This window comes from Tardiphaga sp. GW821-FHT12E02 (assembly GCF_058807155.1).
The window spans coordinates 2564474-2584746 of the sequence record NZ_JBXAQK010000001.1; the positions used below are offsets into that span (position 1 = coordinate 2564474).

Here is a 20273-nt window from a genome sequence, read left to right on the forward strand (position 1 = left end):
GAAGTGTGCGGCGAACTAAACCTTCGCCTCATATTCCTGCTTCACTGCGGCAATATCCGCCAGCGTCGGCAATCCGCTTTCATTGCCGAGTTTCTGGATCTTGAACGTCGAAGCCGCGCGCGCGAACTGGAAATGCTCCGACCAGCTCGCACCGGGATTAGCGAGATACGAATACACATAGGCCCCGTGAAACACGTCGCCGGCGCCGTTGGTGTCGATCACCTTGTCGCGCGGAATTTTATAGGCGGGCTGTGTATGCACCGTGCCAGCTTCGTCATACCAGAGCAGTCCGCGCTCACCGAGCGTGATGCCGCCGACACGGCAGCCGCGGCCCTTGAGATAGTCCAGCATCTTGTCCGGCGTGAGATCCATCTGCTCGCACAGCCGTTCGGCGACGATGGCGACGTCGATATATTCCAGGAGCTCATGCGTATTGGTGCGCAAGCCGCCGCCATCCAGCGAGGTCAGGATGCCCGCCTCACGGCAAAGCTTTGCATAATGGATCGCCGCATCCGGCTGATGCCCGTCCACATGCAGCGCACGGCAGGCGCCGAGATTGAGCAGCGGGAAGGGATGGATATGCTCGTCGTCGCGGCAACGGACGATGGCGCGCTTGCCGTCTTTTGGCATGATGAAGGACAGCGAGGATGACGCCACCTTGCGCGGATGAATCTCGATATTGTATTTCGCGCTCATGTCCATGAACATGCGCCCGAGCCAGTCATTGGCGATGGTGGCGATCAGGTCGGGCACGACGCCGAGCTTGGCGCAGCAGAAGGCCGCGGTCACGGCATTGCCGCCGAACGATACCGCATAGTCGGAAGCGACATGCTTCTCGTCGCCGGTCGGCATATGGTCGGTGATGAAGGTGACGTCGATATAGGTCTGTCCGATAAAGAGCGCTTTCATGAATCCGTCCGTCGCGTCAGAGTGATGGCGGTGCGGTCGCCGGCATCGGCCGCGTCGACCAGCTTAGCAGCGCCGCGGCCGCCCGCCATCGAAATTGTGCGGTGCCGCAAGATCGTCCCGCGACTCCTGTCTGTGCCTCCGTCATGGCCACACTGGGGCAAATCGCGCATTGAGACTGCGTCGTCTTGACCGGTCCGCCGGAAAAGCTGCCATAGTGGCGGGATAAGAAACGGGAAGGAGCAAGCGATGATCACCGGGCTCGATCATGTCGTCATTCTGCTGGACGATCTGGAGGCAGGCATCGCCACCTACCAGACGCTGTTTGCGCGAAAACCGTCCTGGCGCAGCACCAGCGAGGGCGCAGAGCTCGCGATCTTCACGCTTGCCAATATGTCCATCGAGCTGATGGCGCCGCATGGCGAGGGCACGGCCGCGACCCGCATCCGCGCCGTGCTGCCGGAAAGCGGCGCGTCGCTGGCGAGTATCTGTTTCGCCACGTCCGATATCGGCAAGATGCATCGCCGCCTCGATCGCGTGGCGCTGAAGCCCGATCCGATCTCGGAGGTCGAGAGCAAGGATCGCGACACCGGCGCCGTGCTGTCGTGGAAGCGCACCCGCGCAGCCACTGAGCACACCCGCGGCGTCCGGCAGTTCTTCCTCGAACTGAACGGCGAGCGCGAGGTGTCCACAGCGACCGCCGAGACGCCGATCATCGGCCTCGATCACATCGTCGTCGCCACGCAGGATCCGGAGCGCGCCGCCGCACTCTATGGCGCGCGGCTCGGCCTCGATCTCGCACTCGATCGCTCCAACCCCGATTGGGGCCACCTGATGTTCTTCCGCTGTGGCGATCTCATCGTCGAAGTGGTCAAGCGCCCGCACGATCAGGGCGACGTCAATCGCGACCAACTGTGGGGCATGACCTGGCGCGTCGCCGATATCGATGCCACGCGCGAGCGCCTGCTCGCTGCCCATGTCACGGTCTCCGAGGTACGCAACGGCCGCAAACCCGGCACCCGCGTCGCCAGCTTGAAAGACGGAACGCTCGGCATTCCGACGCTGCTGATCGAGCGGACAGAGAGGGAGGGCTGAGATCGTAGGATGGGTTGAGCGCAGCGATACCCATCACCGCAAGCGCCTGTCGCGATGGGTATCGCTTCGCTCAACCCATCCTACAGCCTAGCGCCGTGGCTTGCGGGCGTCGTGGCGGATGGCGTGAATAACGATCTCCGTCGCGTCGGCCCGATAGAGGATCGCGTAAGGATGAGGGTGCAGGTTGACGCGGCGAAAGCCGGGGCGATTGGTCGCTCGGCCGACACCGGGCTGCGCCGCAATCAGCGCAAGCATTTCATCGATCCGGTCGAGTACGTTGCTGGCGCCTGAGGGGAGTGGCCCGCAATATAGTCGAGGATCGCGTCAAGCTGCTTTGCGGCGGGTTTGGTGTAGCGGACGATCACCGGCCATGCTTCGCCCGGATCGCGCGGATCTCCTCATCCGTCGCGAATTCGCCGCGTGCCTCGGCTGCGATCGAGGCGTCGAGTTCGACTTCTTCCTCAGGCGTGAGCAGGTAGGGCGGCTGCTCCTGACCGGCGAGTTGCAGTAGCACGCGCGCAAGCGCGTCCTGCTCTTCATCGGGGAGCTGCGCAACTTTCTCCACGGCTTGGTCAAACAAGCGTGTCATGCCGTCGTCCTTACCATCATCGGTTATGATGCACCCGCACCAAGAAAGTCGTCAAGCTCGTACAGGTTCAAGCTTCTGCGCTACCGCACGAAATGCGACACGCCCTGCCACAACAGCACCAGCGAGATCACCAGCAGCATGGCATAGGCGATGTTGTAGAACAGGTTGGTCGGCGTGCGCTTCACCAGCCAGATGCCGGCGAAATTGGTTGCCACGGCGGCGGGCAACAGCAGCAGCGATGTCGCGAAATTGGCGGTGTTGAACTGGCCGAGCGCGAGATACGGCACGATCTTCAGCGCGTTCACGATGGCGAAGAAGATGGTCATGGTGCCGACCAGCACGAGCTTCGGCAATCGCTGCGGCAGCACATAGACCTGGAACGGTGGTCCGCCGGCCTGCGTCATGAACGAGGTAAAGCCCGACACCGCGCCCCAGAAAACACCGGCCGCAGGTCCCATGCGACGCGGTTCGAGTTGCGCGCGTTTGCGCCAGACATCGATGACAAAGATGAGCCCGATCAGGCCGACGGTAATGCGCACCGCATTGTCCGAAATGATCGATGCGAACAGCCATGCGATCGCCATGCCGATGATGGCACCGGGCAGCATGATCTTGAGGTTCGACGCGTCCCATTCGCGCCGATAGACATAGAGCGAGATCAGATCCTGCGTGATCAGCACCGGCAGCAAAAGCGCGGCAGCCTCCAGCGGCGGCAAATACAGCGCCAGCAGCGGCGTGGCTGCGATACCGACGCCGGCAAAGCCGCCCTTGGACAGGCCAAGGAACAGCACCGCCGGGATGGCGACGACGTAGAAAAACGGGTCGGTGATGATGGTGGGCACGGCGGGATCCGGTTGGGTCGCGCTGTGATAGCGATGCGATCGTTAAAAGGCGATGGATGTTTGTGCATACGCGCCAGACCGTGCCATTCTCAATGCTGCAACCTCATGCTACAGGCGATGAGGTTGCCGGCGTGATCGATCATGCCGGTCGGCGACAGGGACGACGTTTGGCCAAGAAACAAACAACCACACCAACAACCAGACAGCCGATCAAGAAAAGATCGACCAAGGGCAAGGCCGCGCGGTGGCAGCGCGACCCCGAAGGTATGCGCCTGCGCATCCTCGAGGCCGCCACCAAGGAATTCGCGACGCGGGGCCTCGCCGGCGCGCGTGTCGATCGCATTGCGGCCGCGGCCGGCGCCAACAAGCGCATGCTGTATTACCATGTCGGCAAGAAGGACGATCTCTATCTGGCGGTGCTGGAAGGCACCTATGCCAAGATCCGCGCCGAGGAGCGCACGCTCGATCTCGAACATCTCGATCCGCCGGACGCGATCGAGAGCCTGATCACCTTCACCTGGAACTACTTCATCCGTAATCCGGAATTTCTGGCGCTGCTCAACACCGAGAATCTGGAGCGCGCCAAACACATCAAGCGCTCCGACAAGGTGAAGTCGATGCATTCACCCTTCGTGGAGATGATCCGCCAGGTGGTGCTGCGCGGCGTGGCGTCCGGCGACTTCAAGGTCGCGATCGACCCGGTGCAGCTCTACATTTCCATCGCCGGTCTCAGCTTCTTCTACATCGGCAACAATGCCACGCTCAGCGTGATCTTCGGCCGCGATCTGCTGGCCAAGGATGCCAAGGACGAGCGTCTAGCGCATATGGTGGCGCTCATTCTTGGCGCGTTGACCGGGCGCTCCGCGGCGGAAATGCCCATGGCAAAATCTCAGCCTGTCATCCCCGCGAAAGCGGGGATCCAGTAGACACCGTCGCCCTCATTTACGCACATCCGCTGTCGCATACTGGATCGCCCGGTCGAGCCGGGCGATGACACATGGGCGGGTTTCCAACGGTCTATCTGACTGAATTCACTGCATAAAAATTTGTAATTAATCGCCCAATTGACAACGCAACCCGTCTGGCTAGTATTTATCCAACAAGTTAATTGCGACCGCGAAGCCGGCACAGGGAGACGAAACGCGTGAGTGAGAAGAAAGCGCCGGGTGCAGTGACCAGACTGCTGAATGCTGCCTGGCTGCGGCCGTTCATTTTCCTGCTGTTCATCATCGCCGCATGGGATCTCTCGATCCGCATCTTCGGCATTCCCGCCTATCAGATCCCGGCGCCGTTCGACGTGGTGAAGGTGCTCTATACCGACTGGCCCGAACTGCTGGCGCAGTCCTGGCCGACGACCTATGCGACGCTGCTCGGCTTTCTCGCCTCCGCCGTGTTCGGCATTCCGATCGCCATGCTGATCGCCGGCTCGCGCACGGTGGAGAGCTATGTCTATCCGCTGCTGGTGTTCTCGCAGTCGATTCCGAAGGTCGCCATCGCGCCGCTCTTCGTCGTCTGGTTCGGCTTCGGCATCATTCCGAAAATCATCTCGGCCTTCCTGCTCGGCTTCTTCCCGGTGGTCGTCTCGGCCGTGCAGGGGTTCAAATCGGTCGATCCCGACATGGTCGATCTCGCCCGCGCCATGAAGGGCAGCCGTGTCCGCGTGTTCTGCGCCGTGAACCTGCCGCATGCGCTGCCGGCGATCTTCTCGGGCCTCAAGGTGTCGGTCACGCTCGCCGTCGTCGGTGCTGTCGTCGGCGAGTTCGTCGGCTCCAATTCCGGTATCGGCTATGTGCTGCAGCGCTCCATCGGCACCTTCGATCTGCCGACCATGTTTGCAGCCCTTGTCATTCTCGCACTGCTCGGCGTGATCCTGTTCTGGATCGTCGATCGTATCGAGCGGATCGCGATTCCGTGGCACGTCAGCCAGCGCGCTGATGTCTTCGTCGCGTCTTGATCAAGACGCCAAATTCCAAATGCGGCCGGACAAACCGGCCGCCTTCACCTGCTTCAATGGGAGGCTGACTATGCTGAAATGGGTTACTGCCGTGTCCACTGCCGCGATCGCCGCGACGATCGCCTTCACTGCGCCGGCCGCTGCCGCCGACAAGGTGACGCTGATGCTCAACTGGTATGTCTATGGCGAGCACGCGCCGTTCTATTACGGCAAGGCCAAGGGCATCTTCGCCGCTGAAGGCATCGATCTCGATATCCAGGAAGGCCGCGGCTCGGCCAACACCGTGCAGGCCGTCGCCGCCAAGACCGTCAATTTCGGCTATGCCGATGTCCCCACCATGATGCGCGCCGCCGTCAAGGGCGCTCCGGTGATCGCCACCGGCGTGCTGCTGCAGACCACGGCCATGTCGGCCATGGGCTTTGTCGAGAAGAACATCAAGAAGGCCGAAGACCTCAAGGGCAAGACCGTCGCCGTCACCCCGGCCGACGCGCTGAGCCAGATCTGGCCGCTGTTCCTCAAGAAGGCCGGCCTCAAGGAAAGCGATCTCAAGACGGTTGCCGGCGACGCGCAGACCAAGCTGAACGCCGTCATCAACGGCCAGGCCGACGTGCTGCTCGGCTACGTCATGGATCAGTCCATGAAGATCAAGGACGCCACCGGCAAGGACGTCAACACGATCAAGTTCGCCGATTACGGCATTCATCTCGTGTCGTCGGGCATCATCGCCAACACCGATTGGGCCAAGGCCAATCCGGATCTCGTCAAGCGCTTCATGAAGGCCTCCACCAAGGCTGTCGAGGAAGCCCAGAAGGATCCGAAGGCCGCCGCACAGGCGATCCTCGATGCCAATCCGAAGGGCGGCAAGATCGACACCCTGACCCAGGGCTTTGAGCTGACCACCCAGTTCTACAAGACGCCGGAAACCAAGGACAAGCCGGTGTTCCGCGTCACCGACCAGAACATGAAGGAGTCGGTGGAGCTGATGGTTGAGTACGGTGGTCTGGAAGCCAAGGCCAAGGACAATCCGAAAGCCTTCTACACCAACGACTACCTGAACTAAGCCCACCCCGTCATTGCCAGCCCTGACGAATTGCGAAGCAATTCGTTTGGGCGAAGCAATCCAGAAGCAACAAGCGACCACTGGATTGCTTCGTCGCAAGGGCTCCTCGCAATGACGAACTTGAATACGGACCAGGGACTTTTGCGATGACTGCAACGATGAAAGCCACGAGCCACATGAGCGTCGATCAACCCAGCGCGCATCTTCGTGTCGTGTCGGAGCAGCCGCAAAACACGACGTCGGGGATCAATCTCTCCGGCGTCTCCAAGACCTACGGGACCGGCGACGGCAAGGTGCAGTCGCTGCGTCCCCTGGACTTTCACATCAATGACGGCGAGTTCTTCGTCGTGGTCGGCCCCTCCGGCTGCGGCAAGTCAACGCTGCTCAAGATGATCTCGGGCCTTCTCGCGCCCACCACCGGCGAAATCCGCGTCGATGGCAAGAAGGTCACCGAGCCCCATGGCGATGTCGGCATCGTGTTCCAGAACGCGCTGCTGCTGCCGTGGCGCAACATTCTCAAGAACGTGTTGATGCCCATCGATATGAAGGGCGAGTCGCGCGAGAAATATACGCCGCGCGCAAAAGAGCTGCTGAAGATGGTCGGCCTCGAAGGTTTCGAGAAGAAGCTGCCCTGGCAGCTCTCCGGCGGCATGCAGCAGCGCGCCTCGATCTGCCGCGCACTGGTGCATGATCCCAAGATCATGATGATGGACGAGCCGTTTGGCGCGCTCGATGCCATGACGCGCGAGAAGATGAATGTCGAGCTGTCGCGCATCCAGCGCACCACCGGCAAGACGATCCTCTTGATCACGCATTCGATCCCGGAAGCGGTATTCCTCGCCGACAAGGTGCTGGTCATGACCGAGCGCCCCGGCGGCATCGCGGCCATCTATGACGTGCCGCTCGGCCGCGAGCGCAATCTCGATGTGATGTCGAACCCGATCTTCACCGATCTGGTCGCCCGCATCCGCAAGCACTTCATGACCAACAGCACGCTGGACTGATGATGCGCACCAACCCATTCCCGTCATTGCGAGCGCAGCGACGAAGCAATCCAGCTCTTGGCTTTCTGGATTGCTTCGCTGCGCTCGCAATGATGGCTGAGAGGTCGTAGCTTCCCATGACTGCCCCACGCATCGCTCTGCGGGACATCACGCTCTTCGAGCGCCCGACGGCGTTCGTGCGGCCGTTTCGCTTTGGCAGCGTGACGGTGCATGCAGCACCGCAGGCTTTTGTGCGTGTCGAACTCGACGTCGAGGGCCGGGGCGTCTTCGTCGGTGCCTCCGCCGAGCTGATGGTGCCAAAGTGGTTCGACAAGCGGCCGCATCTGTCGATCGACGACACGGTGAACGAACTGCGCCAGTCGCTGGCGATTGCGAAGGATCTCTATCGCGCACAGTCCGGTTTCATCACGGCCTTCGGCCTGCATGCCGCCTGTATCGGCGCGCAGATGCAAGCTTGCGCCGAGCACGATATCCCGCCGCTGGCCGCCGCTTTCGGCCCGGCCGAAATCGACAAGGCCGTGCTCGACGCCTTGCTGCGCGGTCTCGGCACCGATTTCTTTTCTGGCATGAAGGCCAATGTCGCCGGTCTCACATCGCGGCTCGCGCCCGATCTCGACGCCGATGACATCGCGACTTTCCTTGCTAGCCGAGAACGCCTTCCGCGCGTCGCGCTGCGCCACACCGTTGGCCTCGATGATCTGATCGAAGGCGAGGGCGGTGTCGCCGATCCCGCGGAGAACAGCGGCGCGCGCTACTTCAAACTGAAGATGAATGGCGATCCCGAAGCGGATGCCAGGCGCCTGACACGTATCGGCAACGCGCTGGCGACGCTGCCCTACGATTATCAGGTCACGCTCGACGCCAACGAACAATATGCCGATCTCGAAGCGCTCTGCACGCTCGTCGATCGCCTCGACAAGGATGCCGCGCTTACGCCGATCGCCTCAAAATTGCTCTATATCGAGCAGCCGATGCCGCGTGACATCACGCGCGAACAGCCGCTTGGTCTGCTCAGCTCGCGCTCCTTCATCATCGACGAAGCCGATGACAGCTGGGACGCATTCCCTGCCGCAAAGGCCCTCGGCTATCGCGGCATTTCCTCAAAATCCTGCAAGGGCTTTTACAAGTCCATCGCCAATGCCACGCGTGCCGCCGCATGGAGCGCGCAGGGCGTGCCGCATGTCATCACCGGCGAGGATCTGACCTGCCAGGCTGGCCTTGGCGTGCAGCAGGATCTCGCTTTGGGCGCGCTGATTGGCGTGACGCATGCCGAACGCAACGGCCATCACTATGTCGATGGCTTTGGTTTGGCGCCCGCAGGCGAGGCCGAAGCCTTCCTCGCAGCCCATCCCGATCTCTACAGCCGCGATGAGGATTTCATCCGGCTGCAGGTCACCAACGGCGATCTCGTCACGGGATCGCTCACCGCTCCCGGATTCGCATCCGGCGCACATCCGGACTGGACGGCGCTTGCGCCGCTCGCAGTCCCCCAAACTAAAGTCCTCCAGGAGTCCTGACTATGGCTGTCCACCGCCTCGGCATTATCATGAACGGCATCACCGGCCGTATGGGTCTCAACCAGCACCTGATCCGCTCGATCGTCGCGATCCGCGCCCAGGGCGGCGTCACGCTCAAGAACGGCGACCGCATGATGCCGGATCCGATCCTGGTCGGCCGCAATGCCGAGAAGATCGAAGGTCTCGCAAAACGCTTCGGCATCGAGCGCTGGACCACCGATCTCGACAAGGCGCTGCAGGATCCGAACGACACCATCTTCTTCGACGCCGCGACGACCCAGGCGCGCCCCGGCCTGCTGCAGAAAGCGATTGCCGCCGGCAAGCACATCTATTGCGAGAAGCCGATCGCGACCAACCTTGCCGAGGCCATCGACGTCATCAAGGTCGCTAACGCAAAAGGCCTCAAGCACGGCACCGTGCAGGACAAACTGTTCCTGCCGGGCCTCAAGAAACTCGCGATGCTGCGTGACTCCGGCTTCTTCGGCCGCATGCTCTCGGTGCGTGGCGAGTTCGGCTACTGGGTGTTCGAAGGCGACTGGCAGGAAGCCCAGCGCCCGTCCTGGAACTACCGCGCCGAAGACGGCGGCGGCATGATCCTCGATATGGTCTGCCACTGGCGCTATGTGCTCGACAATCTGTTCGGCGAAGTCGAGAGCCTCACCTGCCTCGGCACCACCGATATCCCGGCGCGCTGGGACGAGCAGGGCAAGGAATACAAGGCGACCGCCGACGATTCCGCTTATGCCACCTTCAAGCTCAAGGGCGGCGTCATCGCGCACATGAACATGTCCTGGGCGACCCGCGTGTATCGCGATGACCTCGTCACCTTCCAGGTCGATGGCACCCATGGCTCGGCCGTGGCCGGTCTCACCGAATGCATGATCCAGGCCCGTCAGGCGACGCCGCGTCCGGTCTGGAATCCCGACGAGAAGCGCACCCACGATTTCTACGGTGACTGGCAGAAGGTCCCGGACAATGCCGTCTATGACAACGGCTTCAAGGAACAGTGGGAAATGTTCATCCGCCACGTCTGCGAGGACGCGCCGTATAAATACACGCTGCTCGAAGGCGCCAAGGGCGTGCAGACGGTGGAAGCCGCGTTGCAGAGCTGGAAGGAGCGTCGCTGGGTCGACGTTCCCGCACTCAAGGTCTGAGGTCTCGTCATGAACAAGCCAGTCCAGTCCACCACCGGCTCGTCGCTGTCGCTCAGGCTGCCGACCGCCGATCGCAGCATCGAGACCTATCGTCTTGCCGCCTCGCGTTCGTTCCCGGCAAAACTCAGCGGCACGCTCAACCGCGTCGCCTTCTCGGCGGCGCATGTGGTGGCCGATCCGCTCGCCGAATGCGATCCGTGGCTCAATCAGGCCATCGATTGGGACAAGACCATCGCGTTCCGTGAGCATGTCTGGGATCTCGGCCTCGGCGTCGCCGAAGCCATGGACACCGCGCAGCGCGGCATGGGTCTGGACTGGCCGACCTCGCTCGAACTCATCACGCGTTCCGTTGCTGCCGCGAAGCCGCGCAACGGCCTCGTGTTCTCCGGCGCCGGCACCGATCACCTCGCGGTGGAAGATGCTAAATCCATCGACGATGTCATCAAGGCTTACGAGCAGCAGTTCGAAGCCATCGAGAAAGTCGGCGGTCGCATCATCCTGATGGCGTCGCGCGCGCTCGCCAAGATCGGCAAGAATGCCGATGACTACGCCAAGGTCTATGACCGCATCCTGTCGCAGTCCAAGAACCCGGTGATCATCCACTGGCTCGGCGACATGTTCGATCCGGCGCTCACCGGTTACTGGGGCACGTCGGATCTGGGTCTGGCGATGGACACCGCCACCGATGTCATCAATCGCAACGCCGCCAAGGTCGATGGCGTCAAGATCTCGCTGCTCGATGCGCAGCGCGAGATCGACATGCGTCGCCGCCTCGTGCCCGACGTGAAGATGTATACCGGCGACGACTTCAACTATGCCGAACTGATCGCCGGCGACGACAAGGGCTATTCCCACGCGCTGCTCGGCATCTTCGATGCCATCGCACCGGCCGCATCCTACGCGCTTTCGCGTCTCGCAGCGGGCGACGAAGTCGGCTTCCACGATGTGCTCGGCCCCACGGTGCCGCTGTCGCGTCACATCTTCAAGGCGCCGACGCGCTTCTACAAGACCGGCATCGTCTTCATGGCCTATCTCAACGGCCATCAGGATCACTTCACCATGATCGGCGGCCAGGAGAGCACGCGCTCGACCCAGCATCTCGCCGAACTGTTCCGTCTCGCCGACAAGGCCGGCCTGCTCGCCAATCCTGAGCTGGCCGTTGCGCGCATGAAGTCGGTGATGGTCACGCGCGGGATCGACGCCTGATCATGCGTGACTTTTCCAAGGACCATCGCTGGCTGTCGCTGAATACGGCGACCGTCCGCAAGCAGGGCGACTTCGTGGCGATTGCCGAGGCCTGTGCCCGCCACAAGATCCGCGGCGTCTCGCCCTGGCGCGATCAGGTCGCCCATGTCGGCCTCGACCGCGCCGTGAAGGCGGTGAAGGACCACGATCTCGAACTGTCCGGCTATTGCCGCGGCGGCATGTTCGTGGCCGACGCCGCGCATCGCCAGGCCGAGCGTGACGACAACAAGCGTTGCGTCGATGAAGCCGTAGCGCTGGGCTCGCCCTGCATCGTGCTCGTCGTGGGTGGCCTGCCGCAATATTCGCGGCCGGGCAGCGTGACGTCGAAGGACATCATCGATGCCCGCAACCAGGTCGATGACGGCATCGCCGCCATGTTGGACTATGCGAAGCAGGCCAAGATGCCGCTCGCCATCGAGCCGCTGCATCCCGCTTACGCCGCCGACCGCGCCTGCGTGAACACCACGGAGCAGGCGCTCGACATCTGCGACCGCCTCGATCCCAACCGCACCGGCATGCTCGGCGTTGCTCTCGATGTCTATCACATCTGGTGGGACCCGCAGATGCTCGGCCAAATCGAACGGGCAGGGCAGGATCGCCTCCACGCATTTCACGTCTGCGACTGGCTGGTGCCGACCAAGGACATCCTCAACGACCGCGGCATGATGGGCGACGGCGTGATCGACATCCGCGCCGCGCGTGCCGCTGTGGAAGCGCAGGGTTTTGCCGGTTACTCCGAGATCGAGATCTTTTCGGAGTACTGGTGGAGCAAGCCGATAGACGAGGTGCTGCAGACCTGCATCGAACGGCACAAGACGGTGGTATAGGACACGTGCTCTTTCCTCTCCCGCTTGCGGGGGAGGGCAATCGCATATGGTTTCTGAGCGATAAAGATAGTGCTCGGCTTGCATGGTTCGAGACGCCCGCTTCGCGGGCTCCTCACCATGAGGGTCGTCTATAGCGCCATACTCTTCCCTCATCCTGAGGAGCGGCCTTCTGAGGCCGCGTCTCGAAGGATGGCCGCAAGCTGTTTGCGCAGCCATATGCGCTTCGCCTGCGCTTGCTGGAGACGGGACGTGACCGCCGACGAAGGCGGGACGACAAGCCGATACCGGTTGCTGCTTACTGATGCACCGCTATAGTCTCGCTTTGATCCTTCCCCTCGCGCGAGACTGTTCATGACCATGCCAATTCCGGTCTTCGATGGCCATAACGACGTCCTGCTGCGTCTCTACCAGTCGTCATCGGCCGATCCCGTCGCCGATTTTCTAGCCGGCGAGCGGGCAGGGCATATCGATCTGGTCAAGGCCAAAGCGGGATCATTCGCCGGCGGACTGTTCGCAATGTATTCGCCGGCCGCCGAAAAGACCGATGGTTTCTTCGACGCCATGAAGGGCGGCGCATATGCCGTACCGCTGCCAATGCCCTTGACGCTCGAACAGGCGCGGAAATCGGTGGAAGGCGAACTGGCCATCCTGCTCCGGCTGGCGCGCGCGTCGCAAGGCGCGGTGGCGATCTGCACGACCACCGCCGAGATCCGCGCTGCTATGGCGCGCGGTGCGCTCGCGGTGGTGCTCCATCTCGAGGGCGCGGAAGCCATCGATACTGATTTCAGGTTTCTCGAAATCCTGTATGCGGCCGGCCTGCGTTCGATCGGGCCGGTGTGGAGCCGAACCAACATTTTTGGCCACGGCGTCCCATTTCATTTTCCGGCCGGCCCTGATCTTGGCGACGGTCTTACCGCGGCCGGCGAACGGTTGATCGCGGCCTGCAACGACATGAAGATCATGGTCGATCTGTCGCATATCACCGAAAAAGGGTTCTGGGACGTTGCGCGCCTGAGCAAGGCGCCGCTGGTCGCCACGCATTCCAATGCGCATGCGCTGTGTCCGTCGCCGCGCAATCTGACCGACCGGCAACTTGCTGCGATCCGCGATACGCAAGGCATGGTCGGCCTCAACTTCGCCACCTGCTTTCTGCGGCCGGACGGCAGCATGAGCGCCGATACGGATATCGGGCTGATGGTCGCGCAGATCGATTATCTGATGACGAAGGTGGGCGAGGATCACGTCGGTTTGGGATCGGACTTCGACGGCGCCGTCGTGCCGCAGGCGATCGGTTCGGCCGCAGGGTTACAGACACTGTTCGCAGCCTTGCGGAGCAGGGGATATTCCGATGCCCTCCTGACCAAGCTTGGATCGACCAACTGGCTTGATCTGCTGCAGCGGACGATCGGTTGAGGGCGCTCCCGTCGCTGCGGGGAGGCGCGGTGCCGTAGGGCGGATGAGCCGAAGGCGTAATCCGCCAGCCGAGCGCATGTGGCTAAGAATGGCGGATGACGCTGCGCTCATCCGCCCTACGACACACATAAAGATGTTCTTCGTTTGTTCTTGACAATTCTCCGTTCAGGAATATCCTCCGTCCCGCTTCATTCGTGAGGGGCGCTTCATGAGGCGTCATTGAGCGGGATGAAGCGCGGCGCCTGCGGGCAGGGGAGGACGTACCTCCTGCACTCGGGTGGTTGAGGGTCACCGTCCGACCCCACTACGGGGGTCTGCCGCTAGCGCGGCTGGACGCGGTGCGGGTGAAGGCAGGGAAACCTGTCGGATGGCTCCAATGGGAGCGCCCAGTACCCGGAAGAACGGTCCTTCGGCCAATAGAACGTCGCGGTGGCACGCCGTAAGGCGTTGCGCGGTCGCGGTTTTGTCGGCGATCCGGCAAGACGGGCTGCGTCAGTCCCACCACCTCGCGCCTTGCGGCGTGCTGCCTCCCCTCATGTCGCGAGGGGAGGAATACCTCACCCCTCGGACGCTTCGGCGCCGCGAGATCGCTGCACTGTGTCTCCTCCGCTACCACCCCCGGTAATTCCCCTGACGCGACGCACCAATTCATTGACAGGAACCAAGGTGAGCGCTTACTCACGCCGCTATGACGACTCTCCGCATGACCCATGATCTCCGGCGCGAACTGATCCTCTCAGCCGCGAAGCGCTGCTTTGCGCATAACGGTTTTGCCGGCACCACAACCAAGAGCGTGGCCGCGGCGGCGTCGATTTCGGAGGGGCTGCTGTTCAAGCATTTCCCCACCAAGTCGGCGCTCTATGCCGAGATCCTGGCCGAGGAGTGCAAGGCCGATCCGGGGCTGAACCAGTTGCTGGATCTGCCGCCGTCGACAGAGACGCTGGTGATCCTGATCCGCGAAATGGTGCGGCACTTTCTCGATATCGCGCGCGAGCGCGACGATGATGAGGAAGCGCAGCGCCTGCGCCTGGTCACCATCAGCTATCTCAATGACGGCGAATTCGCGCGCCTGATGCATGAGAAAATCGAGGGCATCATCGGCTCGGCTTTCGTCGCGGCTTACGCGCAGGCGGTGAAAACCGGCGATGCACGCGCCTCCTCGCAGGCGCCGATGAATCTCTTCTGGTTCGCGCATCACGCGGCGATGACCACGTCGCTGTCGCTGCTGCCGACCGTGCCTTCGCTGTCTTACGGCAAGGCCGAAAGCCTCGATCTGCAACTCACCGAATTCATCCTTCGCGGGATCGGACTGAACGACGATGCCATCGCATCGCATATACACCGCGCGCTGCCGCCAGAACTGATGCAGGCCGCTGCGACCACGACAGAAAGCGCATAAGATGACCATGACTCAAAATCCGCACACCGCGCAGCAACAGCCGATCGGCGACAAGCCGCGCAAGAAGCCGCGTACGCTGAAGTGGTTCATCATCATCGGCGGCCTGCTGGTGCTGCTCGTTGTCGCCATTGTCGGCTTCAACGCGTTCCGCAATCACATGATCAAGCAGTTCTTCGCCACCATGAAGCAGCCGCCGATCAATGTGAGCATTGCGGAAGCGAAGTCCGAAGTGGTGCCGAACCTGATCGGCGCCGTCGGCGATCTCGCCGCCGTGCATCAGGTCAATGTCTCCTCCGACGTCAATGGCCGCGTCACCGAGATCATGTTCGAGGCAGGTGCGACCGTGAAGAAGGGCCAGCCGCTGGTGCAGCTGTTCGATGGTCCGGATCAGGGTGACCTCGCCAATTTCAAGGCGCAGGCCAATGTGGCCAAGCTTAATCTCGATCGCGCGCGTCAGTTGCTGGAGCGTCAGGTCGGGCCGCAATCCACCGTGGACAGCGCGCAGGGCATCTATGACCAGGCACAGGCCGGCATCGCCAAGACCGAAGCGACGATCTCGCAGAAGCTGGTGCGCGCCGCCTTCGACGGCGTGCTCGGTACGCGCCGCATCGAAGTCGGCCAGTATCTCACCGCCGGCACGCAGATCGTGTCGCTGACGGATCTGTCGGCTGTCTATGCCAATTTCACCGTGACCGAAAAGGATTCCGGCAAGCTCAAGGTCGGACAGATCGTGCGCATCAAGGTCGATGCCTATCCGGGCCGCACGTTTGAAGGCAAGCTGACGACGATCGAGCCGCAGATCTCGGCCGATACGCGCAATATCCGCGTGCAGGCGACGATCCAGAATCCCGAAGGCATCCTGAAGCCGGGCATGTTCGCGACGACGACGGTCGTGCTGCCGGAGAAGCCGGCTGTCGTGACCGTGCCGGAAACCGCGGTCGACTACACGCTCTATGGCGACAGCGTCTATGTGATCCAGGAAAAGAAGCTCGACGACGGCAAGACCGAACTGCACGCCATCCGCACCTTCGTGCGCACCGGCGACCGCATCGATGGCCGCGCGGTCATCACGCAGGGCGTGAAGGCGGGCGACCGCGTCGTCGCCGTCGGCCAGCTCAAGCTGCAGTCGGGCGCTTTGGTGCAGATCTCGTCGGATCCGCCGCCGAAGATTCCCGCGCAGCCGCCGCTGAATTAAGACCGGGAGCACACACGCATGTCCTTCACGGATATCTTCATCAAGCGCCCCGTGCTCGCGGTGGTGGTTTCGCTGCTGATCCTGCTGATCGGCTTCAAGGCGGCCACCAGCCTGCCGATCCGGCAATATCCAAAACTGACCAACACCGTGATCACCATCACCACGGTGTATCCCGGCGCGTCGCCGGACCTGATGCAGGGCTTCATCACCACGCCCATCGAGCAGGCCGTCGCGGCTTCCGAAGGCATCGACTACATGACCTCGGCCTCGACCCAGGGCCAGAGCCTGATCTCGGTCTACATCAAGCTCAACGTCGATCCGAACGCCGCGCTCACCGAAGTGCTGTCGAAGGTCAACTCGGTCAAATATCTGATCCCGCGTGAAGCGAACGACCCGGTGATCCTGAAGTCCACCGGCGAAACCACCGCGATCATGTATCTCGGCTTCTCCAGCGATGAACTCTCGGGCTCGGCGATCTCCGACTATCTGACGCGCGCGGTGCAGCCCGTGCTCTCGACGGTGGACGGCGTGGCCAATGCCGAAATCCTCGGCGGCCAGACCTTTGCCATGCGCCTGTGGCTCGATCCGCTGCGCATGAACGGCCGCGGCGTGTCGTCCGATGACGTCGTCGCCGCCATCCGCGCCAACAATTTTCAGGCGGCAGCGGGGCAGACGAAGGGTTACTACATCGTCTCCAACGTCGCCGCGAACACCGACTTGCAGAATGTCGGCGAATTCAAGCGGATGATCATCAAGGCGAAGGATGGTGGTTTCGTCCGCATGGAGGACATCGCCACCGTCGAACTGGCCGCGCAGAGCACCGATGCATCGGTGGCCTTCTCGGGCGAGCGCGCCATTTTCATCGGCGTGAAATCGACGCCGCTCGGCAATCCCTTGAACATCGTCAAGGGCGTGCGCGAGCTGTTCCCCGAACTCGAGCGCAACCTGCCGCCGTCGCTGAAGATGAAGGTGGCCTACGACTCGACCAAGTTCATCACCTCGTCCATCGAGGAGGTGCGCAATACGCTGATCGAAGCGGTGGTCATCGTCGTGGTCGTCATCTTCCTGTTCCTGGCGTCGCTGCGTTCGGTCATCATTCCGGTGGTGACGATCCCGCTGTCGCTGATCGGCGTCTGCAGTCTCATGCTGATGGCCGGCTTCAGCTTCAACCTGTTGACGCTGCTGGCCATGGTGCTCGCCATCGGCCTCGTGGTGGACGACGCCATCGTGGTGGTGGAGAACATCCACCGCCATCTGGAGGAGGGCAAATCGCCGGTGCAGGCGTCGCTGGAAGGCGCGCGCGAAATCATCGGCCCGGTCATCTCCATGACCATCACGCTCGCGGCGGTCTATGCGCCGATCGGCTTCATCGGCGGTCTCACCGGCGCGCTGTTCCGCGAATTCGCCTTCACGCTCGCGGGATCCGTGATCGTGTCGGGCGTCATCGCACTGACGCTGTCGCCGATGATGTGTTCGGTGCTGCTGAAGCAGGAAGAGCCTGGCTGGTTCGCCAAGAAGGTCGACAAGGTGTTCGGCGCGGTGACGCGCTGGTATGGCCGCCAGCTTGACCGCTCGCTGGATTATCGCCCGATCACCGCATTGTTCGCGGTGGTCATCCTCGGCCTTGTCGCCTTCATGTATGTGAATACGAAGAAGGAGCTGGCGCCTGAGGAGGATCAGGGCATCCTGTTCGCCATCACCAAGGGGCCGAAATACGCCAATATCGACTACTCCGACTATTACGGAGAGAAGATGGACAAGGTGTTCGCCAAGTTCCCCGAGACGGACCTGCGCTTCATCATCAACGGCATCAACGGCCCGAACAACGGCATCGCCGGCATGCTGCTGAAACCGTGGGACGAGCGCAAGCGCTCGACCAACCAGCTCAAGCAGCCGGTGCAGGACGAACTGAGCAAGATCGAGGGCGTCAACGCTTTCGCCTTCAATCTTCCGGCTCTGCCGGGCGGTCCTGGCGGTCTGCCGATCCAGATGGTGATCAACACCGTCGGCAGCTTCCAGTCCGTCTATGAGGAGATGGTGAAGCTGAAGGCGTCCGCGCAGAAGAGCGGCATGTTCATCGTCACCGACAGCGATCTCGACTTCAATCAGCCGGTGGTGCGCGTGAGCGTGGACCGGTCGAAGGCGAATGATCTCGGCGTCACCATGCAGAGCATCGGCAATTCGCTGGCGGTGCTGCTGGGTGGCAACTACATCAACCGCTTCAATCTCGAAGGGCGTTCCTATCAGGTGATCCCGCAGGTCCCGCGCGCCATGCGCATCTCGCAGGATTCACTGGCCAACTACTATGTACCGACCGCGACGGGCCAGCAGGTTCCGCTGTCCACACTGGTGAAGGTGGAAACGGGGACCAATCCGAACGCGCTGTCGCATTTCAACCAGCTCAATTCGGCGACCTTCCAGGCCGTGCCGATGCCGGGCGTGACTGTCGGTCAGGCGGTGGATTTCCTCGAGGCGGAGGCCAAGAAGCTGCCGGCGGGCTTCAATCACGACTATCTCGCCGATAGCCGTCAATATGTGCAGGAAGGCAACCAGCTCGCGGTGGCGTTCGGCTTCGCGCTGATCATCATCTTCCTGGTGCTGGCGGCGCAGTTCGAGTCGATCCGCGATCCCCTGGTCATCATGATCTCGGTGCCGATGGCGATTTCGGGTGCGCTGATCCCGCTGTTCTTCGGCGTGGCGACGATCAATATCTACACCCAGGTCGGTCTGTTGACGCTGGTCGGCCTGATCTCGAAGCACGGCATCCTGATGGTGGAGTTCGCCAATGAACTGCAGCTCAAGGAAGGTCTCGATCGCCGCTCGGCCATCGAAATGGCGGCCCGCGTGCGTCTGCGTCCGATCCTGATGACGACGGCGGCGATGGTCACCGGCCTGCTGCCGCTGCTCACCGCATCGGGCGCCGGTGCGGCAAGCCGCTTCTCCATCGGTCTCGTGGTCGTGGCCGGCATGCTGATCGGCACGCTGTTCACGCTGTTCGTGCTGCCCGCGGTCTATGTGGCCATCGCCACGGACCACCGCGCCGGCAAGGAAAGCGAACGTGCCAAAGAGATCGCGGACTTCGACATGAAGCACGCAAAGACGACGTGACGCATTGGGCCTTGCAACGCTGAGCTTGCAGGGCCAGATGGATTGAGGTTGGATGGCGGATCGGCAATGTCGATCCGCCATTCCCTTTTGAGGCGGATGCCCCCCGGAGGAGCCCCCTCGATGACGCGCGATTTCACCGCCGGCAACTATCGTTACATTCCCGCGCTATTTCAGTATTCGAGCGGCGCTGCAGCACTGCCCGATTATGAGATCGAGCGCGTCCGCTTCGATACATGGTTGCCTCTCGGGGAAGGCTTTGCGCGCATCGCCGACTACATCCGCGCTGCAGGAAGACCGCTGACGTCATTCTGTGCTTGCGAATTGCGTTCACCTGCGGTCGTCGATGAAGCCGGCTTTCGCACATTCAACGAACACTATGTGAAGACGCTCGCCGAATGGGGTCTCTTCGACGGCACCAACAATCCCGTCGCACGCAGCAATGTCTGTCTCGAAATCGATCCGCCAAGTGAACCGTCGTTCTACGCATTCTCGTTCGTGCGGGAATCGAAAGGTGCGGGACCAAGCTTCGTGATCGCCGGCGGCGCCGAAGCGCGCAGTGGTCCCGGCACATATCCGGAGCGCATCGTGCGCTATCGCGAAACTTCGGCGGATGCCTTGCGCGAGAAGGCGCGCATGACAATGAATACGATGGAAGAGCGCCTCGGTGCTTTCGGCTTCGGCTGGAAGGACACGACGGCGACACAGGTCTATACGGTGCAGGATTTTCACCCGGTCGTTGCCGATGAGCTGGTGAAGCGTGGCGCTGCACGCCAGGGCATGACCTGGCATTTTGCACGTCCGCCTGTGGTCGATCTCGAATTCGAGATGGATACGCGGCGCGTGATGCGGGAGATCGTGATCTAATCTCAGCCCCTCATGGTGAGGAGGCGCGAAGCGCCGTCTCGAACCATGAATTGCTTGGCTCTGAGCGTACCACCATTCTTCGAGACGCGCGCTTTGCGCGC

The 20273-nt window shown here is 62.2% G+C and carries 18 protein-coding genes; 14 read left to right on the forward strand and 4 right to left on the reverse strand.

Translation table 11 applies throughout. The annotated features are described in order from the left end of the window. Window positions 1-15 precede the first annotated feature (15 nt). Window positions 16-909: a sugar kinase gene (locus tag AC1RQ5_RS12070; protein WP_493199191.1), complete on the reverse strand. Its 894-nt coding sequence runs from the start codon at window positions 907-909 to the stop codon at window positions 16-18. A gap of 246 nt (window positions 910-1155) precedes the next feature. Here AC1RQ5_RS12070 and AC1RQ5_RS12075 point away from each other — a divergent pair, with 246 nt between their 5' ends. After that, window positions 1156-2001 (forward strand): VOC family protein, encoded by an 846-nt coding sequence (locus AC1RQ5_RS12075; protein WP_493199192.1) that lies wholly within the window; start codon window positions 1156-1158, stop codon window positions 1999-2001. Window positions 2002-2088: 87 nt separating this feature from the next. Here the strand turns inward: AC1RQ5_RS12075 and AC1RQ5_RS12080 are convergent, their stop codons facing one another. From AC1RQ5_RS12080 to AC1RQ5_RS12090, 3 genes are all read right to left on the reverse strand, one after another. After that, window positions 2089-2256 (reverse strand): type II toxin-antitoxin system RelE/ParE family toxin, encoded by a 168-nt coding sequence (locus AC1RQ5_RS12080; RefSeq protein ID WP_493199193.1) that lies wholly within the window; start codon window positions 2254-2256, stop codon window positions 2089-2091. A gap of 106 nt (window positions 2257-2362) precedes the next feature. Further along, entirely contained in the window at window positions 2363-2590 is a 228-nt protein-coding gene (locus AC1RQ5_RS12085; protein WP_398477338.1) for a hypothetical protein, read from the reverse strand. Between the two features lie 80 nt (window positions 2591-2670). Beyond that, window positions 2671-3432, reverse strand: a complete 762-nt coding sequence (locus AC1RQ5_RS12090; RefSeq protein WP_398477340.1) for a sulfite exporter TauE/SafE family protein — start codon at window positions 3430-3432, stop codon at window positions 2671-2673. A 266-nt stretch (window positions 3433-3698) separates the two neighbouring features. Here AC1RQ5_RS12090 and AC1RQ5_RS12095 point away from each other — a divergent pair, with 266 nt between their 5' ends. The 13 genes from AC1RQ5_RS12095 to cnbZ all read left to right on the forward strand — a co-directional run bounded on the left by AC1RQ5_RS12095 (window position 3699) and on the right by cnbZ (window position 20172). After that, window positions 3699-4358 (forward strand): TetR/AcrR family transcriptional regulator, encoded by a 660-nt coding sequence (locus AC1RQ5_RS12095; protein ID WP_398477453.1) that lies wholly within the window; start codon window positions 3699-3701, stop codon window positions 4356-4358. A gap of 218 nt (window positions 4359-4576) precedes the next feature. Next, entirely contained in the window at window positions 4577-5386 is an 810-nt protein-coding gene (locus AC1RQ5_RS12100; protein ID WP_493199195.1) for an ABC transporter permease, read from the forward strand. 70 nt (window positions 5387-5456) lie between these two features. Continuing rightward, window positions 5457-6446, forward strand: a complete 990-nt coding sequence (locus AC1RQ5_RS12105; RefSeq protein WP_493199197.1) for an ABC transporter substrate-binding protein — start codon at window positions 5457-5459, stop codon at window positions 6444-6446. 146 nt (window positions 6447-6592) lie between these two features. Then, window positions 6593-7450, forward strand: a complete 858-nt coding sequence (locus AC1RQ5_RS12110; RefSeq protein ID WP_493199199.1) for an ABC transporter ATP-binding protein — start codon at window positions 6593-6595, stop codon at window positions 7448-7450. A 116-nt stretch (window positions 7451-7566) separates the two neighbouring features. Further along, window positions 7567-8967, forward strand: coding sequence for a hypothetical protein (locus AC1RQ5_RS12115; RefSeq protein ID WP_493199200.1), 1401 nt, complete (start codon window positions 7567-7569; stop codon window positions 8965-8967). 2 nt (window positions 8968-8969) lie between these two features. Then, complete coding sequence (locus AC1RQ5_RS12120; protein WP_493199202.1) at window positions 8970-10121, forward strand: Gfo/Idh/MocA family protein; 1152 nt, start codon at window positions 8970-8972, stop codon at window positions 10119-10121. 9 nt (window positions 10122-10130) lie between these two features. Continuing rightward, on the forward strand, window positions 10131-11327 hold the full coding sequence (locus AC1RQ5_RS12125; RefSeq protein WP_493199204.1) for a dihydrodipicolinate synthase family protein: 1197 nt from the start codon (window positions 10131-10133) through the stop codon (window positions 11325-11327). Between the two features lie 2 nt (window positions 11328-11329). Further along, on the forward strand, window positions 11330-12193 hold the full coding sequence (locus AC1RQ5_RS12130) for a sugar phosphate isomerase/epimerase family protein (protein ID WP_493199206.1): 864 nt from the start codon (window positions 11330-11332) through the stop codon (window positions 12191-12193). Between the two features lie 351 nt (window positions 12194-12544). Beyond that, complete coding sequence (locus AC1RQ5_RS12135) at window positions 12545-13606, forward strand: dipeptidase (RefSeq protein ID WP_493199208.1); 1062 nt, start codon at window positions 12545-12547, stop codon at window positions 13604-13606. Between the two features lie 688 nt (window positions 13607-14294). Further along, window positions 14295-15005, forward strand: a complete 711-nt coding sequence (locus AC1RQ5_RS12140; protein WP_398477361.1) for a TetR/AcrR family transcriptional regulator — start codon at window positions 14295-14297, stop codon at window positions 15003-15005. A 1-nt stretch (window position 15006) separates the two neighbouring features. Then, window positions 15007-16200: an efflux RND transporter periplasmic adaptor subunit gene (locus tag AC1RQ5_RS12145; RefSeq protein WP_398477363.1), complete on the forward strand. Its 1194-nt coding sequence runs from the start codon at window positions 15007-15009 to the stop codon at window positions 16198-16200. Between the two features lie 18 nt (window positions 16201-16218). Beyond that, window positions 16219-19308, forward strand: a complete 3090-nt coding sequence (locus AC1RQ5_RS12150; RefSeq protein WP_493199210.1) for a MexW/MexI family multidrug efflux RND transporter permease subunit — start codon at window positions 16219-16221, stop codon at window positions 19306-19308. Between the two features lie 120 nt (window positions 19309-19428). Continuing rightward, window positions 19429-20172: a 2-amino-5-chloromuconate deaminase CnbZ gene (cnbZ, locus tag AC1RQ5_RS12155; RefSeq protein ID WP_493199211.1), complete on the forward strand. Its 744-nt coding sequence runs from the start codon at window positions 19429-19431 to the stop codon at window positions 20170-20172. Window positions 20173-20273 lie beyond the last annotated feature (101 nt).